Annotated in this window: 15 protein-coding genes; 8 read left to right on the top strand and 7 right to left on the bottom strand. The window is 52.8% G+C overall.

The features are described from left to right. The first annotated feature begins 62 nt into the window (after positions 1–62). The 4 genes from ACMHLI_RS14700 (at position 63) to glpD (ending at position 4,859) form a co-directional block, all read left to right on the top strand. The gene (locus ACMHLI_RS14700; protein WP_413530106.1) at positions 63–1,253 is read left to right on the top strand and encodes a trans-sulfuration enzyme family protein; all 1,191 of its coding nucleotides are present in this window, start codon (positions 63–65) and stop codon (positions 1,251–1,253) included. A 218-nt stretch (positions 1,254–1,471) separates the two neighbouring features. Continuing rightward, positions 1,472–2,302, top strand: a complete 831-nt coding sequence (gene glpG / locus ACMHLI_RS14695) for a rhomboid family intramembrane serine protease GlpG (protein WP_413530105.1) — start codon at positions 1,472–1,474, stop codon at positions 2,300–2,302. Between the two features lie 9 nt (positions 2,303–2,311). Next, on the top strand, positions 2,312–3,070 hold the full coding sequence (locus ACMHLI_RS14690; protein WP_112167515.1) for a DeoR/GlpR family transcriptional regulator: 759 nt from the start codon (positions 2,312–2,314) through the stop codon (positions 3,068–3,070). A 277-nt stretch (positions 3,071–3,347) separates the two neighbouring features. Continuing rightward, the gene (gene glpD, locus ACMHLI_RS14685; protein ID WP_413530104.1) at positions 3,348–4,859 is read left to right on the top strand and encodes a glycerol-3-phosphate dehydrogenase; all 1,512 of its coding nucleotides are present in this window, start codon (positions 3,348–3,350) and stop codon (positions 4,857–4,859) included. Between the two features lie 68 nt (positions 4,860–4,927). On the opposite strand, the gene gntR is transcribed toward glpD, so the two are convergent. The 5 genes from gntR to ACMHLI_RS14660 all read right to left on the bottom strand — a co-directional run bounded on the left by gntR (position 4,928) and on the right by ACMHLI_RS14660 (position 10,031). After that, positions 4,928–5,923, bottom strand: a complete 996-nt coding sequence (gene gntR / locus ACMHLI_RS14680; RefSeq protein ID WP_112167513.1) for a gluconate operon transcriptional repressor GntR — start codon at positions 5,921–5,923, stop codon at positions 4,928–4,930. A 105-nt stretch (positions 5,924–6,028) separates the two neighbouring features. After that, the gene (locus tag ACMHLI_RS14675; protein WP_413530103.1) at positions 6,029–6,946 is read right to left on the bottom strand and encodes a LacI family DNA-binding transcriptional regulator; all 918 of its coding nucleotides are present in this window, start codon (positions 6,944–6,946) and stop codon (positions 6,029–6,031) included. 28 nt (positions 6,947–6,974) lie between these two features. Next, positions 6,975–8,357, bottom strand: a complete 1,383-nt coding sequence (locus ACMHLI_RS14670; RefSeq protein WP_413530102.1) for a glycoside hydrolase family 1 protein — start codon at positions 8,355–8,357, stop codon at positions 6,975–6,977. A gap of 25 nt (positions 8,358–8,382) precedes the next feature. Further along, positions 8,383–9,711, bottom strand: coding sequence for a PTS sugar transporter subunit IIC (locus tag ACMHLI_RS14665; RefSeq protein ID WP_213051777.1), 1,329 nt, complete (start codon positions 9,709–9,711; stop codon positions 8,383–8,385). Next, complete coding sequence (locus tag ACMHLI_RS14660; RefSeq protein ID WP_112167510.1) at positions 9,708–10,031, bottom strand: PTS sugar transporter subunit IIB; 324 nt, start codon at positions 10,029–10,031, stop codon at positions 9,708–9,710. The genes ACMHLI_RS14665 and ACMHLI_RS14660 overlap by 4 nt, the downstream gene beginning before the upstream one ends. 403 nt (positions 10,032–10,434) lie before the next feature. Here ACMHLI_RS14660 and ACMHLI_RS14655 point away from each other — a divergent pair, with 403 nt between their 5' ends. Then, a complete protein-coding gene (locus ACMHLI_RS14655) occupies positions 10,435–11,469 on the top strand; it encodes an autotransporter outer membrane beta-barrel domain-containing protein (RefSeq protein WP_413530101.1) in 1,035 nt (344 codons plus the stop codon). 48 nt (positions 11,470–11,517) lie between these two features. On the opposite strand, the gene ACMHLI_RS14650 is transcribed toward ACMHLI_RS14655, so the two are convergent. Next, a complete protein-coding gene (locus ACMHLI_RS14650; protein ID WP_413530100.1) occupies positions 11,518–12,213 on the bottom strand; it encodes a pirin family protein in 696 nt (231 codons plus the stop codon). Between the two features lie 457 nt (positions 12,214–12,670). Between ACMHLI_RS14650 and ACMHLI_RS14645 the strand changes: the two genes are divergently transcribed. After that, positions 12,671–13,168, top strand: a complete 498-nt coding sequence (locus ACMHLI_RS14645) for a GNAT family N-acetyltransferase (RefSeq protein ID WP_413530099.1) — start codon at positions 12,671–12,673, stop codon at positions 13,166–13,168. A gap of 80 nt (positions 13,169–13,248) precedes the next feature. On the opposite strand, the gene ACMHLI_RS14640 is transcribed toward ACMHLI_RS14645, so the two are convergent. Next, positions 13,249–13,404, bottom strand: a complete 156-nt coding sequence (locus ACMHLI_RS14640; RefSeq protein ID WP_413530098.1) for a hypothetical protein — start codon at positions 13,402–13,404, stop codon at positions 13,249–13,251. 251 nt (positions 13,405–13,655) lie between these two features. On the opposite strand from ACMHLI_RS14640, the gene ACMHLI_RS14635 reads away from it, so the two are divergent. Further along, a complete protein-coding gene (locus tag ACMHLI_RS14635) occupies positions 13,656–15,902 on the top strand; it encodes an inverse autotransporter beta domain-containing protein (RefSeq protein WP_413530097.1) in 2,247 nt (748 codons plus the stop codon). Between the two features lie 57 nt (positions 15,903–15,959). Further along, the gene (locus ACMHLI_RS14630; protein ID WP_413530096.1) at positions 15,960–16,832 is read left to right on the top strand and encodes a SinI family autotransporter-associated protein; all 873 of its coding nucleotides are present in this window, start codon (positions 15,960–15,962) and stop codon (positions 16,830–16,832) included. Positions 16,833–16,843: the final 11 nt, after the last annotated feature.

The raw sequence follows: 16,843 nt of genomic DNA, 5'->3' as shown, positions 1-16,843 counted from the left end.
GGAAAAAGCTACACATCTTCAGTCTTGATATAATTTCCTTCTACCAACGACAGGATTTCAAGATGAAACATCTGAACACTTCACGTTCTTTAGGGATGCGTACCCTCGCCGTTCATGGCGGCCAGCAACCCGATGCCCAGACGGGCGCCATCGCGACGCCTATCACGGCGTCTTCTGCATTTTCGTACCCCGATTTTGACAGCGGCGCGCGCCGTTTCAGCGGTGAAGAACCAGGCTACATGTACAGCCGTTTTGCCAATCCGACGGTAACCGTTTTCGAACAAAAACTCGCAGCGCTGGAAGGCGCAGAAACTGCTGTTGCCTGTGCCAGCGGCATGGCGGCGATCAGCGCCACCTTATTTGCCCTGCTGGTGCCGGGCGATGAAATCATTCATATCGGTACGCTGTACGGCGGCACCGAAGGCGTGGTGCGCAATCTGCTGCCGCGTTACGGTATCAAACCGGTTCACGTCGCAAACGTCGCCGAACTGGAAGACGCATTCACTAAAAACACCAAAGTGGTACTGGTCGAGACACCGGCCAATCCGGGGTTGGATATCGCCGATTTGGCGCAAATCGCCCGTCTGTCGAAAGCCGCCGGGGCAGTGAGCGTAGCCGACAACACCTTCGCAACGCCGTACCTGACGCGTCCACTCGAGCTGGGCATTGATCTCGTTCTGCACTCGGCAACCAAGTACATCAGCGGTCATGGTGATGCGACCGGCGGCGTAGTGGCCGGTTCTGCGGCGCTTATTACGCCAATCCGCACACTCAGTCTGAAACAGTTCGGCGGCTGCCTCAGCCCGTTCGAAGCCAGTTTGCTGATCCGTGGATTGAAAACGCTGCCGTTGCGCGTCGAAGCCAGTTCGCTGAGTGCGCAGGCCGTGGCGGAATTTCTCGACGGACACAGCGCGGTCGGAACTGTCTTTTATCCGGGACTGCAACAGCATCCGGGCCATGCGGTGGCCTCGCAACAGATGAAACTGTTCGGCGGGATTATGGCCATTGAACTGAAAGGCGGGCTGAACGCCGCACGGACGTTCCTCGATAAGCTGAGCATCATCACGCAGGCGGTTTCCCTCGGCGATACCGATTCGCTGGCCTGCCATCCGGCATCTACCACCCACAGCGCCGTCGCACCGGAAATCCGCCGTCAAAGCGGTATCACCGACGGACTGGTTCGCATCAGCATTGGTATTGAAGACACCGACGACCTGATCGCCGATCTGGAACAGGCGCTGGAAGGCCTGTAAGGTTAATGATTGCAACATCGTTTAACCGCGATGTTGCATCAAATCCCGATCCATCTCACACCCGTGTTAATTTTTCTCCGCCGCTGGCTTCTCAGCATTCGTAAATTCCCCTCCTTTTACTGACTGACGTTATAATCGACTTCCCACACGCTGGCAGATAAGGTATTGCCCTAAAATGACGGCAACAAAACAATCCATTAGGGAAATCGCTTAACGCTATGGTGCGCATTCTTAACCTGAACAACCCCCGTCTCGCTCAGGCGTTTGTCGATTACATGGCAACGCAGGGATTTACGCTGACGATGAAACACGAAAGCCAGGAAGTGCAGATCTGGCTGGATGACGAATCCCGTCTGGAAGAAGCCGAAAAACAGGTTGCGCTGTTTGTCCGCGATCCGCTGCATCCGCGTTATCAGGAAGCCAGCTGGAAAACCGGCAAGGCCCAGCCGCATTTAAAGATGTCCCACACGCCATTCCTCAAAAGCTTGCGCAGCCGCGCCGGGCCGCTGACCCTTGGCATGATTGTGCTCAGCCTTGCGGTGTTTATCCTGCAACAGCTGGTCGGCGATCCGCTGGTGATGAGCTGGCTGGCGTGGCCGGACAGTTCGCGCGTTTTCCAGATCTGGCGCTGGTTCACCCCCGCGCTGATGAATTTCTCGTTTATCGCGCTGCTGATTAATCTGGCGTGGTGGTGGTATCTGGCCAGCCAGATTGAGATGCATCTGGGTAGCGGCAAACTGTTTACAGTCACCATCGTTTCAGCACTGATCAGCGGCTGGGGCCAGTCGATGGTCAGCGGTGCCTGGTTCGGTGGCCTCTCCGGCGTGGTGTACGCGCTGATGGGTTACGCCTGGCTGACCGGCCAGCTGAAACCGGAAAGCAAGTTATACGTGCCCGGCGGGCTGCTGGTGATTTCGCTGATTTTTATGTTTATCGGGTATGCTACGGGCGGCGCTGCCGTGTCCAATGCTGCGCACGCGTTTGGTCTGGGTCTTGGCCTGGTGATGGCATTTGTTGATACGCGCGCACCGCGCAAAAAAAGTAAGTAGGGGATTCGGGTGAAACAAACACAACGCCATGATGCGATTATCGATTTAGTCCGCCAGCAAGGTTATGTCAGCACCGAAGAGCTGGTCGAGCACTTCGCCGTCAGCCCGCAAACTATTCGCCGGGACCTGAACGATCTGGCTGAACAGAACAAAATCCATCGTCATCACGGCGGCGCTGCGCTGCCGTCGAGTTCGGTGAACGCTGCGTATAACGACCGTAAAGTGATGTGGTCGGAAGCGAAAGCGCGCATCGCCGAACGCGTCGCCAGCCAGATCCCCGACGGTTCGACGCTGTTTATCGATATCGGCACCACGCCGGAAGCCGTGGCGCACGCGCTGCTCAACCATAAAGATCTGCGCATCGTCACCAACAACCTGAACGTGGCGACGCTGTACAGCGCGAAAGATGACTGCCGTCTGTTCCTCGCCGGAGGCGAAGTGCGCGCCCGCGACGGCGGCATCATGGGCGAAGCGACGCTCGACTTTATCTCTCAGTTCCGCCTTGATTACGGCATTCTCGGCATCAGCGGCATTGATATGGACGGCTCACTGCTCGAATTCGATTATCACGAAGCACGAACCAAGCGCGCGATCATCGAAAACTCACGCTGCGTGATGCTGGTCACTGACCATTCCAAGTTCGGACGTAACGCCATGGTAAACCTGGGTAAAATGGATTTAATTCATTATCTGTTTACCGACAAACAACCGCCGGACAGCGTGAAGCAAATCATCGACAAGTACGACGTCCAGCTCGAACTCTGCTGATTTACCTGCCCTTTTGGAGCGCCAGGCTGGCGCTCCTGCTTTTCCCTCATCCCAATCCCCTGCCCTAAACGAACAATTTCGAAAAATTCCACGCGCGACCACGTTCGGTTTCTTTCCCTTCTCCTCGTTTTGCTCGAAACCGACACAAAAATGTTACCTTCATCACGCATAATTGTTTTTATTTGGTTAACGCTTGGCTTGTTTGTCGAATCTCGATTACAATCATGAGCGAAAACGAACATAAAAGAGCTATTGCGAACATCTGGAGGAAGATGACGTGGAAACCAAAGACTTGATCGTAATTGGTGGCGGTATTAACGGTACCGGCATCGCAACAGATGCAGCTGGCCGCGGGCTGTCTGTACTGCTGCTTGAAGCGCAAGACTTGGCCTGCGCGACCTCTTCGGCCAGTTCTAAATTGATCCACGGTGGCCTGCGCTATCTGGAACATTACGAATTCCGTCTGGTCAGTGAAGCACTGGCCGAACGTGAAGTGCTGCTGAAAATGGCACCGCACATCGCTTTCCCGATGCGTTTCCGTTTACCGCATCAGCCGCATCTGCGCCCGGCCTGGATGATCCGCGCCGGTTTGTTCCTGTATGACCATCTGGGTAAACGCACCAGCCTGCCGGCCAGTAAAGGCCTGAAATTCGGCAACGAGTCGGTGCTGAAACCAGAACTGACCAAAGGCTTTGAATACTCAGACTGTTGGGTTGACGATGCGCGCTTAGTCGTGGTTAACGCGCAGGAAGTGGAAGAACGCGGCGGCGAAGTCCGTACCCGCACCCGCGTAACCCGTGCATGGCGCGAAGACGGTTTGTGGATGGTAGAAGCCGAAGATATCGACACCGGTAAAACGTTCACCTGGCGCGCCAAAGGTCTGGTGAACGCCACCGGCCCGTGGGTCAAACATTTCTTCGACGACGGCCTGAAGCTGAAATCGCCGTACGGCATTCGTCTGATCAAAGGCAGTCACATTGTGGTGCCGCGCGCGCACAATCAGCCGCAGGCGTACATTCTGCAAAACGAAGATCACCGCATTGTGTTTGTGATCCCATGGCTGGATGAATTCTCCATTATCGGCACCACAGACGTGGAATATCACGGCGACCCAAAAGACGTGAAGATCGACGACAACGAGATCGGCTATCTGCTGAAGGTGTATAACGATCACTTTAAGAAACAGCTGACCACCGAAGACATCGTCTGGACTTACTCCGGCGTGCGTCCGCTGTGCGATGACGAATCTGATTCACCGCAGGCGGTCACCCGCGATTACACGCTCGACGTTCATGATCTGGACGGCAAAGCGCCGCTGCTTTCCGTGTTCGGCGGCAAGCTGACGACCTACCGTAAACTGGCGGAACATGCGCTGGAAAAACTCGGCAAGTACTACCCGAAGGCCGGTCCGGCGTGGACCAAAACGGCAGTCCTGCCCGGCGGGAAGCTGAATGGCGATCGTGATACCTACAGTGCCAATCTGCGCAGCCGCTTCAAATGGTTGCCGGAATCACTGGCACGCCGCTACGCCCGCACCTACGGCAGCCAGACGGAGCTGTTCTTATCTGACGCCACCAGCATTGAATCGCTCGGCGAAGATTTCGGTCACGGATTCTACGAGGCGGAGCTGCGCTATCTGGTGGAAAAAGAGTGGGTAAGCGAACTCGATGATGCGATCTGGCGTCGCACTAAACTCGGCATGTGGCTCGATAAAGCTCAGCAACAGCGCGTTGCCGAGTGGCTGCAAACGCACAAACAGCAGAAGAGACATTTGTCACTGGCGTCGTAATTCCGCCCGTGTCTGAAATCCTGAATCCCCGGCCATTGCGTCGGGGATTTTTTTATCTGCTTTTAAACTCAAATACTCCCGCCCGCCGAAATCGTAAACCCGACGTCCACCATGCGCGGGACGACGTTTTCGCCGCGCAGTCTGGCCAGCAGGCGTTCGGCGGAGATTTGCCCCATTCTTTCGCGCGGCGTCAGGACGCTGGCGAGCGGCGGCTCCATCGCTTGTCCCATGTTGTGACCGTGGAAACCGGCAATTGCCATTTGTGACGGAATACGCAGCCCCTGACGCTGGCATTCGAAGAATGCGCCTGCCGCAAGGTCATCGTTGGTGCAAAAAATACTGTCGATTTGCGGCCAGTCTTTTTGCGCCTGACGCAATAATTCCGCGCCCGCACTGTAGCTTGAGGAACGGCTGGTCATCACGCTGTACGGCTCAAGACCGGATTCGCGCATCGCCTGCTCGTAGCCCTGCTGTTTGATGATCGTACGTTCATCCTGACGTGCGCCGAAATAGACCACGTGACGATGCCCGCGCGCGATGATTTGCTGCGTCATCTGCCGGGCGGCTTCAAAGTTATTAAATCCGACCGCCAGATCCACACACGGTGAGACACAGTCCATCATCTCCACCACCGGAATACCGGCAACTTCGATCATTTTCAGCGTACGCGCGGTGTGATGGCGTTCGGACAAAATCAGCCCGTCGATATTGTAGGAAAGCAGCGACGTCAGCCGCTGTTCTTCGCGTTCCTGACTGTAGCCGTAGTGCGCCAGCATGGTCTGATAGCCGTGAATATCGGTGACGCTTTCAATGCCGCGCAGCACTTCGGCGAACACCTGATTGGTCAGCGATGGCAACAACACGCCGATGGCGCGGCTTTTGGCGTTAGAGAGAATGTCCGGGGCACGGTTGGGGATGTACCCCAGCTCATCAAGCGCCGCCGAAATCTTTTCCTGCAATGCGCCGGAAACCTGTTCGGGATTGCGCAAATACCGGCTGACCGTCATTTTGGTGACGCCCACTTTATCGGCAACATCCTGGAGTACGGGTCTTTTTTTCTTCATGACAGTCAATGAGATGCGGCCGGTGAAAGTGTGAGGGATCAGGCGGTCATGTTAGCAAACATTCGCGCAGGCGGGTATCCGTTGCTGCGCGACATGCGAGGTGGCTCAGGCCGGTAAGCAGAGCTGGCCGCGCACCGGTTCGCCGGTGTTCGCTGAGAATTGTCCGGCCAACAGTGCCATCGCCCGTTGCGCCAGCGTTTCCAGCGGCCAGGCGATCGCCGGAACCGCAGAGGCGCCCGGCGGCAGCGTGCTGTCGAGGCTGAAGACCATCACCGCCTGCGGCACGATACGCCCAAGCAGTGCGAGCTGACGCAGGGCGTCCTGCGCGGTGGCATCGTCCGGCACCAGCAGCGCGTTGAACGGCACATTTTGCGCCAGCAACTGCGCCAGCGCCTGTTCGCCGCTGTGCACCAGCCGCCGGTCGTAAGGCAGTAAAAACTTCTCCAGCGCCAGATGATAACCCTGAAGGATTTGCCCCGCTGCGTCGCTGTTTTCGTAGTTTATCAGCGCAATTTGCCTGCGCCCCTGCTGTAACACGTACTGGCAGGCGGTTTCTGTGGCGAAGCTGCGGTCAAAATGAATGCTGCGACCGGAGTCTGCATCCAGACAATCAATGGTGATGACGTTGTCAGGCAGCGCTGGCAGGGTAAAGCGCGCGCCGATCACAATCATCGCGTCGCACAGACCGCGCCCAATCTCATCGACGGAATGCGCGAGGCTGGCGGCGTCGGTGGCGAATCTGAGCAGCAAATATTTCTGATTCAGCCGCAGTTCTTTTTCCAGCGCATGCAGGTAGCCAGTGCTCTGGTTGATGTTTTCCGCCGCGCAAATCACGCCGATGCAGCCCGTAGACTGCGTCGACAGCGACTGCGCGATCATGCTCGGTTTGTATTGCAGCGCTTCCACCGCCTGCATCACGGCCAGGCGGCTCTCCTCTTTCACTCCGCGGCTGCCACTCAGGACACGGGAAACCGTCGCTTTCGACACGTTAGCCAGCCGCGAAACGTCGTTAATGTTTGCCATGTCGTTCCTTGTTTAACCGCGTTATCTGTTAGTCAAAACCGTGTTCGGCAGAGACTTTCGCAAACCACTCGCCGCTTTTTTTCACCGTGCGTTTCTGCGTCTTGAGATCCAGCTGAACAAAACCATAACGGTTTTTGTACGCATTCATCCATGACCAGCAATCGATAAACGTCCACATATGATATCCGAGACAGCCACTGCCTTCCTGCAACGCACGATGCAGCCATTTGAGATGCCCGCTGACGAACTCAATGCGATAATCATCATCGATCCGCCCGTCCTTCTCAAAACGCAGCTCGTGTTCCACGCCCATGCCGTTTTCAGAAATAAAACAACGCGGATTGCCGTAGTTTTCACGCAGGTTGGTCAGAATATCGTAGATGCCCTGCTCGTAGATTTCCCAGCCACGGTGCGGGTTCATCTTACGCCCCGGCATGACGTAGTTGTCAAAGAACCATTCCGGCATGAACGGACTTTCGGGATTCACCATACTGTCACGACACTGAATACGGCGCGGCTGGTAATAGTTGATGCCGAGTAAATCGACCACGCCCTGTTGCAGCAACGCTTTGTCGCCTTCCTGACAGGCCGGAAGCTGATCGTGTTTTTTCAGCAACTCCACCAGCTCCTGCGGATATTCACCGCGCAGCGCCGGATCGAGGAAGCTGCGGTTAAACATAAGATCGGCAATATTCGCGGCTTTGAGATCCGCCGGGTTCTGCGAGCGCGGATAAGACGGCGTGAGGTTAAGGATAATACCGATTTCGCCGCCCTGCTGACGGGCGCGATAGGCTTTTACCGCCAGCGAATGCGCCAGCATAGTGTGATAAGCCACGGTCGCTGCACGTTTAAAATCCACCACATTCGGATAGTGAAAATCATACAGATAGCCGCCTTCCACCGGCACCACCGGCTCGTTGAAGGTAAACCAATGTTTTACACGGTCGCCGAACAGCTTAAAGCAGGTATCGGCATACTTTTCATAGGCGTGAACCACCTCGCGGTTTTCCCAGCCACCGATTTCCTGCATCGCCATCGGCATGTCGAAATGGAACAGGTTGATGAATGGCTGCACACCCTGCGCCAGCATTTCGTCGATCACCTGATTGTAGAAGGTGACCGCTTCCGGGTTTACATCGCCCCGCCCGTTGGGGATCAGGCGCGCCCACGAAATCGAGGTGCGGAATGTGTTGTGGTTCAGCTGCCTGAGCAGCGCGATATCCTCGCGCCAGTTTTTGTAAAACGTCGATGTGTCCTGCGGCCCGACGTCGCCGTGAAAACGCGTCGGTTGCTGCGAATACCAGTGATCCCAGACCGTGGCGCTTTTGCCGTGGCTAAGGGTTTCCCCTTCAGTTTGCGGCGCTGAGCTGGCACTGCCCCACCAGAATTCTTTTGGAAATTGATATTTCATCGTCATCCTCGCTGTCCGTTAGCTTTTAGCTGTTTGCTGGCACGGCGTTACCCGCCGTTTGTGTCGTGGCCTTTTCCGCTTCCTGTTTCAGCAGCGTACGTTCGTAGGCTTTCAGGAACGGGTAATACATAACTGCCGATAACACCATACAGAAAAGACACATAATTACCGGGCTGAACGCCCAATTTGCGGCCCATGACGCACCAATTGGCGCAGGCGTCGTCCAGGGCGTGAGCGACACCACCTGCGCGACCCAGCCGAGTTTGGTGGCGGTATAGGCGAAGACGGCGTTGAGCATCGGTACCAGCGTGAACGGCAGGAAAAACACCGGATTCATGATAATCGGCGTACCGAAAAGAATCGGTTCGTTGATGTTGAAGAAGCTCGGCACCACGCCCATTTTGCCGATGGTGCGCAGATGCACGGCCTTGCTGCACAGCAGTAAAATCGCCAGCGGCAGGGTCGAGCCAACGCCACCAATCAGCAAATAGTGATCCCAGAAACCTTGCAGATAAATGTGCGGCAGCGGTGCGCCAGCCTGTAAGGCGGTCTGGTTGAGCGCCAGATTGGTCATCCAGAACGGATTCATGATGCCGGTGACGATCAGTGCGCCGTGAATACCGGCGAACCACAGCACCTGACAGATAAACACCGAAATCAAAATCGCAGGCAGGGAATCCGATGCGGAAACCAGCGGTGCCAGCAGATGCATGATGGCTTCAGGAATGATCATGCCGGTGGTGGACTGAATAAACAGGTTCAGCGGATGCAGCGTGGCGACAATCACAATCACCGGGATCAGAATTTCAAAAGAGCGCGCCACGCCGGTCGGGACTTCTTTCGGCAGGCGAATGGTGATGTTGCGACGCTTGAGCAGCGCATACACTTCGGCGGCATAAATGGCGGTCAGGATGGCGGTGAAAATACCTTCGCCGGAGAAATACTGGGTGGAGATTTGTTTATCATGATAGGGCGCTGCGACCAGCAGAAAGGCCATAAACGCCAGCAAACCGGTCATGATCGGGTCGAGTTTATAATGCTTACCGAGACTCGCACCGATACCGACCGAGATGAAAAACGTCATCACGCCCATGCTCAGATACCACGGCAGCATCAGCTGTTCGCGGTATTTTAGCGACAGATCCAGCCAGCCACGGGCGAAACTGTTGGTGGTGTCCGGCGAAAAAGGCGGGAAAATAAACACCAGCATGAAGGAGCCAATGATCATAAACGGCAGCGCGGCGATAAAACCGTCGCGGATCGCAATCACATGCCGTTGCTGGCCGACGCTACCGGCCAGCGGCGTAATGTGCTTTTCGATGACGTTGACCATCGCCTGGTAGAGACCACTCATACGCGGCTTCCTTCCTGTGCAATCAGCCCGTAAGCGAAGTCCAGCACGTTATCGCCGCGCTGCATGCCGTAATCCATCATGTTGATGGTTTCGACCGGAATATTAAATTCAGCCGCTCTGGCGGATAAGTCGGCCTGCATGTAACGCACCTGCGGCCCGAGGAGCACCACCTGATAATCACGGAATTTCTCGTCAAACTCGCTGGCCCCGAACGCTTCGATCTGCACTTCCTCACCGCGTTCTGCCGCGACCTCTTTCATTTTGCGAACTAACAAACTGGTCGACATACCTGCCGAACAACAAAGCATGATTCTTTTCATTTTGCTTTTCTCCCAGATGATAAATGTTCTGCCCGTTTTCTCTTGCTGAGGGTATTTGAGTCTCTTTGGAAACCGGTTTCCATGAGTGAAATAGCGGAATGAGAGCGTGCTCATAAAATCGGGACTGGTTCGTATCAGGCTGTGAAAAGCGTCACGAAGTTGAATAAATTGTCAGCAGCTTTTGGGATAAAGGACTATGTCGCCGTGGTGTATTTTGTTTTTTTTAATGAAAACTGGCGTGAAATCATGCCTGTTTTAGCTGCCCTAAAAAACCTCACGTTGGCCTGTGAGCCGCGTGCTGCCTGACATTTTCCTCTCTGATGCAGTGTGATTAGTCTTGCGCAAAAAAACACCTATATTAGCCGCCTTACTTACTCACCCCGGGACACAGGCAGAAATACTCATGGCTATTTCAGGCAGGATCCAAACCCTCGCAGCTTTCGCGTTATTGTTCTTAACAGCCAGAACGCTCAGCTTCGCTATGCATGAAAGTACTGCGACAGCGGCTGACCCGGCGCCCGCTGAAAATGCCTATGTGACCGCGCCCTACCTCAACCGTGAATACGGCTTCAAAACGGTGGGAACCTACCTCGAACGGGAGAGTAATGCGCCGAAAAATCGCGAAAATGGCACCTGGGGTTTGCTGAGCGGCAGCCATAATGCGGATACCTACGATACCGCCCATCGCGCCTCAAACATCTGGTTCGCGCAGATCGGTAAAGATCTCTATCAGGAGGAACGATCGGGCGGCGGGCATCGTCGTGCCGGGGTGATCGCCACGCTTGGCAATCAGACCACCGACACCAAAGACAGCGCGCTGCGACTGGTCGGGCAGGTGCTCAGCACGGGGAATATTTCGACGGCCTCTCTCGGCATGGGAGGGTATTACAGCGCGACAACCTCGCACGGTGCTTACCTGAACATCGTTAATCAGAACACGTTTTATCGCGAGGATTTATCCACCCGTCTGAATGCCGCACAAACCGGGTACGCCTCGACGCTTTCCGCTGAGATCGGTAAACCCTTCAGGCTGGGCGAAAACTGGGCAATCGAACCGCAGGCGCAGTTTATCGCGCAGCATTTGCATATGAATTCGTTCGATACCGATAACAGTCACGTCAAAACGATCCGCCAGAACAATGGTCAGGTACGCGGCGGTCTGCGTCTTTTCCGCCATGCGCAACAGGATATCAAGACGCTGACGCCCTATTTCCATATCGATATGGTGAGCAACATCGGTGATAAATCGGCGGTGACAGTGAATGCGGTGGAAATTGAGCCGCCAGCCACAGAACGCTGGATGCAGGACGGCATCGGTCTGACGGCGAATCTGTCAAAGCGTGTGGCGTTTTTCAGCGATATCACGCATTACCGCAATTTAAGCTTGCCGGGCATGGGGTATGAGGGGCAACTGGGGATTAACGTCAGCTTCAGATAGCCGACGTAAAAAAGGCGACCGGAGTCGCCTTTCGCTTTTACTCCATTTTCAGACCGGTGGCAGGTCAAACAGCAGTATTTCACTGTCTTCATCGGCATGAACGGACAGCGCCGTTTCATCCCAGATGGCCAGCGCATCGCTCGGCCCGGCTTTCTGACCGTTGATCGACACGGTGCCTTTCACCACCTGGATCCACACGCGACGTTCTGCCTGCACCGTATACACAGACTGTTCGTCTTTTTTCAGCGCCCAGCGGGACAGTTCCATATCCTGGAACACTTTCAACGAACCTTCGCGGGCATCCGGCGAAAGCACCAGCTGGCGGCCTTGTGGCGCGTCGAACATACGCTGTTCGTAACGCGGTTCCAGACCTTTTTTGTCAGGAATGATCCAGATCTGATACAGATGCAATTTACGATCTTTGTTGCCGTTGTACTCGGAGTGGGTCACACCGGTACCGGCACTCATTATCTGGAATTCACCCGCCTGAATCTGCTCTTTGTTGCCCATGCTGTCCTGATGTTCCACGGTGCCTTCGAGCACGTAGGTCAGGATTTCCATGTCTTTGTGCGGATGTTTACCAAACCCTTGCCCTTCGTCGATGAAGTCTTCATTGATAACCCGCAGTGCGGAGAAGCCCATGAAGTTCGCATCATAGTAATCGGCGAAAGAAAACGTGTGCCAGCTTTCCAGCCAACCGTGACTTGCGTGACCGCGTTCTTGTGCTTTGCGTAAGTAGATCATGTTCAACTCTCCTCAATGTTTTCTCTAGTCTAGTCAACGGCCGGGAATAAGAAAGCGTAAAAATCTCACTCCTCTGTTCAAAAAATATGAACAAACGCAGATAGCTAAATTCAAAGGAATTGTTGGAGATTTAAAGAACAGGGAGATGAGATAAGCACAGGTTTTTCCCAAAATAGTTCGTGTTGGGAGAAGGCGGCAAGCAAGGGAAAAAAGGATAAAAAAAAGCCAGCACCCGGCTGGCTAAATAATACTGGAAGCAATGTGAGCAATGTCGTGCGTTCGTGGGGACCCGTTTGACCTTGGTGTGAGGCCATCCCCGGAACGCATGGCAATAATAATCATTATCATTCGCACTTGTAAAGCATTATTTTTAATCACGCGCAGGATTGACACTTTTTCAATACCTGATAAATCTAGAGGATATTCAAACAGTAACCACAATAAAAGGAGTGTCGCTATGAGCGAAATCGTAATCCGCCACGCAGAAACCACGGACGCAGAAGCGCTTCAACACCTTTACGCTCAGGTTCCTGTGTACAGCGACACCCTCCAGCTCCCCTATCCGCCTGCCACCCTATGGGAAGGGCGTCTGGCCAATCCGTCACCAAACCGCTTCGCGCTGGTGGCTTGTATCGACGGAACACTGGTAGGAAATCTGACGCTGATTGTTGAAGAGCCATGGCGACGTCGCCACGTAGCCACGTTCGGCATCGGCGTAGACACCGGCTTTCAGGGAAGAGGCGTGGGCAGCAAACTGGTCGCGGCCGCACTGGACCTGTGCGACAAATGGCTGCATATAAAACGCGTCGAGCTGACGGTATATGCCGATAACGAATCGGCGATCGCGCTGTATAAGAAGTTTGGTTTCAGCGTTGAAGGGCTCAGCCCATGCTATGCGCTGCGTGACGGCGAATACGTCGACACTCTGCACATGGGCCGTATCCGTTCCAATTAATTCGATCTGACAGAAGCGCCGGGCCGAGCTAAATCACATCAATCCCCGCCTGCACCCTCAGAATTCCCGCCACAGCCCGGTCACTCCGGGCGATAAATCCAAAATACCGAACAGGTTGCCAGCGCGCTGCCGATGGCCAGATAGCTGGCAAAGTTGAACACCAGAATGGTGAGAATTCGCACCGCAATTTTCGATGAGCTGTCGGGAGCCATATCTGTCAGCGCGGGAGCAGGCATGGCATGTCCTGTTTTGGACATACAAAATATCAATCAATGAGGGTATCATTCATTTGTCGAATAGATGATTAGGAAATGAAGTTTATTATTTATATGACGCCTCCGCGCCAGAGAATACCTATTTAAAAGTTAAAATCTGTTTTTATAAAAAATCACCAGACATAGAAATTAAACGAAAAGACAATATAAATCACCACTGTATTAGTTTATTAACTAATGACATTTTAAACTTAATGATATGAATTTCTAAAATGAAAAAACATACGCCATTTAAAAATACAAAAGTCATTCTTTTTATTTTGATGAGCTTTCCTGTCTGCGCACATGAAGGTCTCATCCTTCCGTCGCTAGGTAGTCAGGATGTATTTTCAGAAAAAACACCCGCCGGAAATAAAGATAACGAGCAAGCAATATTGGGAAGTAAATCTGCACAAATTTTAACGAATGAAGCGCAGCAAGGCTTCCAAAACCTCACGGTAGAGGGGGCTAAAAATCAAATATACCAGTACGGTAAAGGTGTGGCGACGCAGGCAGCACAGTCGCAGGTGGAAAAAATCCTTTCACCTTACGGCCATGTAAAAACCACACTGAATCTGAGTGACAATGGAAACCTTGATGGCTCATCACTCGATTATTTACTCCCCTGGTATGCGGGTGAAAGCACATTAATCTTTAATCAATTTTCAACACACAGCAAAGATGGGCGTAACATTGCCAACCTGGGTACAGGTGTTCGTTATAACATTAATAAAGACTGGCTGGTGGGCATGAATGCTTTTTATGACTACGATATCAGCCGGGGCCATCGCCGGGGAAGTATTGGTTCTGAAGTCTGGACTAACTACTTAAAACTCAGCGGAAATTACTATATTCCGCTCTCAAGCTGGAAAGCCTCAAAAGATTTAGATAATTACGAAGAGCGCCCCGCCAGTGGCTGGGATATCCGTCTCCAGACTTATCTGCCAGCGTATCCGCAATTAGGAACATCCCTGGTTTATGAGCAATATTATGGCGATCAGGTTGCACTTTTCGGTAGCGATAATCTCGAAGAGGATCCTTCCTCTGTCGAGTTAGGCGTGGACTACACACCGGTTCCGTTAATCACTCTGGGCGCGAGTTATAAGCAGGGTAATTCAGGAATAAATGAAATTACGGCCAATATGTCGGTGGATTACCATATCGGAACCCCGATGGCCAAACAGCTCGATCCTTCAGCGGTCACAGATATGCGTACTCTGGCTGGCAGCCGTATGGATTTTGTCGATCGCAATAACGATATCGTTCTGGAATATCGTGAAGTGAAAGATCTCGATATTGACGTGTACCTCAAACCGTCAGGTACTGCACCACAATGTATTATCGCGGATGACCCTGATGAAGCGCAGGCCTATGAAGGATGCCACTGGACATTAAATGCGGACATTAAATCTCACCGCAAAATCGTCTCAGCGAGCTGGGTTCCTGTTGGCGGATATTCTGCAGAGCACACGCTGGGCTTACCGGCACTGTCGCCGGCGTCCAATATCAGTACCGGACAAAATAATCACTGGACGCTGACATTCCCGGCGTGGGTGAATTCGACCGCGGCCAATGCAAATGAATACCAACTTGCCGTAACGTTCAGCGATGATAAAGGGGATACTAAACAGTCTAACATCGTCAAAATTAAAGTCGCCGAAGCGCCGGTTAATTATAGTCTGGCGATAGCGAACTCTGCCGAAAGCGATAAAGCAATGAAGATTATGGCCAATGGCCGTGACACCGCAGATCTGGTCACCAGCGGCGCAAAAGTTTCCGGCTTGCAGGGCGAAACAACGACCCTGTCCCCGGAAAACATGGACATGAAATTTCATGCTTATCATGTTACGGATAAGAACCACGAACACGAAATTACTATTCATTCATCAAAAGATGACTGCAATAAAACGACCGGTTGTCTTTATTATGTGAAGTCTCAGGATCAAGGCAAAGCTACCGTCGCCAGCACAATGGCCGGAACATATTCCTTTATTGCGACGCCAACCAATAAAGATACTGAGAAAACCAATGCGGTTGTCGTTGATTTTAATGCCGGTAATAAAGAGATTGTCACCGCGATTGTTGATACTCGCAATCCGACAATCAACCTGACCGAGACAAAAAACAATCAGTTGCTGTTAGGCCATGAATATCAATTCAAGGTGGCTTATGACAGTAACAGAAATGGCAAATGGGATGCGTCAGACAGAGAAACAATTTCTGATACAAACCCTACACCTATTATTTCCCTGGTTAATTATCAATGGTTGTTTGATGGAGTTAACCAACAAGGTGAAAAAGGTGGCAAGGCCAATAGTGATACCGACAACCATAATTTAACCCTTCCTGCAACGAATGCGCAGGCGGGACAAGTATTAGCATCAGCAGGAAGTAGCGGTCTTCAGGGATTGGAATTAAAGGTCAGTTTTGATATCTCCGATGCAGGTTCAAAACAACTGAAAGAACTCTCTGCCAAATAAATATGGCGACTGATTTTAATCTATTAACTTTATACAAACTTACAGAGTGATATTTATATGAAACGATTTAATAAAACCCTTCTCGCTAGCCTGTTATTTGTCGGCTGTTCCCATGTTGCTATGGCAGATATGACCGAATCCGCAGGTAAAGTAATCGGGACAGTTCCGGTGTTAAAAGGAACAGAAGCCGGCTCCGCCGCACACAGTGTTTCCTTCAGCAACGGGCATGAAGGCGGTTCCACTGAGGCGATGATACCGGGTGATAAAATCACGCTCAATTATATTTTTACCGATGCGGAAGGTGATACCGACGGCAGTAAAACCACCATTAAATGGTTTACGACCAGCGACGGGAAAGGCGCGGATAAAGTAGCAATATCCAACGACGGTAAAGATTCCTATACCCTGCAAGCAAGCGATGCGGGCCGTTACCTGGGCGCGGAAATTGAGGAACAAACCTCCACAGGGACACCTGCGGTGGGCCAGAAAATCATGATTGAAGACGTCAGTACCAACACCACGACCGATGGTATTCCATCCGGTCCGGTAGTCGGCGGCAATATTGGTGTAATGATTGCCGATTCAACAGCGCCAACCGTCAACCTGATTGGCAAGGCAAACAGCGAATTGCTGGTCGGACACACTTATCAGTTCAAAGCCTGGTATGACGTCAATAACAACCACGTTTGGGATGCTGGCGAACTTGAAGCAACGGATAACTATACCTACAAATGGGTCTTTAATGGCGTCAGTGCCACCACAGGTACAACGGGTGGTTACGCAGTTTCTTCAACGAATAATAAAGATCTGGTTATTCCTGCAACCAATGCTCAGGCATCAAGCATCTTCGCCACTGCGGGCGCAGACGGTGTTCAGGGCTACAGCCTGAAAGTGGATTACGCACCAAAACTGAAGGCGGTGAAAAAATAAAATCCGCTGAA

The sequence above is a fragment of the Rahnella inusitata genome (assembly GCF_965118895.1).
GTDB lineage: Bacteria > Pseudomonadota > Gammaproteobacteria > Enterobacterales > Enterobacteriaceae > Rahnella > Rahnella inusitata_A.
Note: the sequence above shows the minus strand (reverse complement) of the source record. Positions and strands in the feature narration are given on the sequence as shown.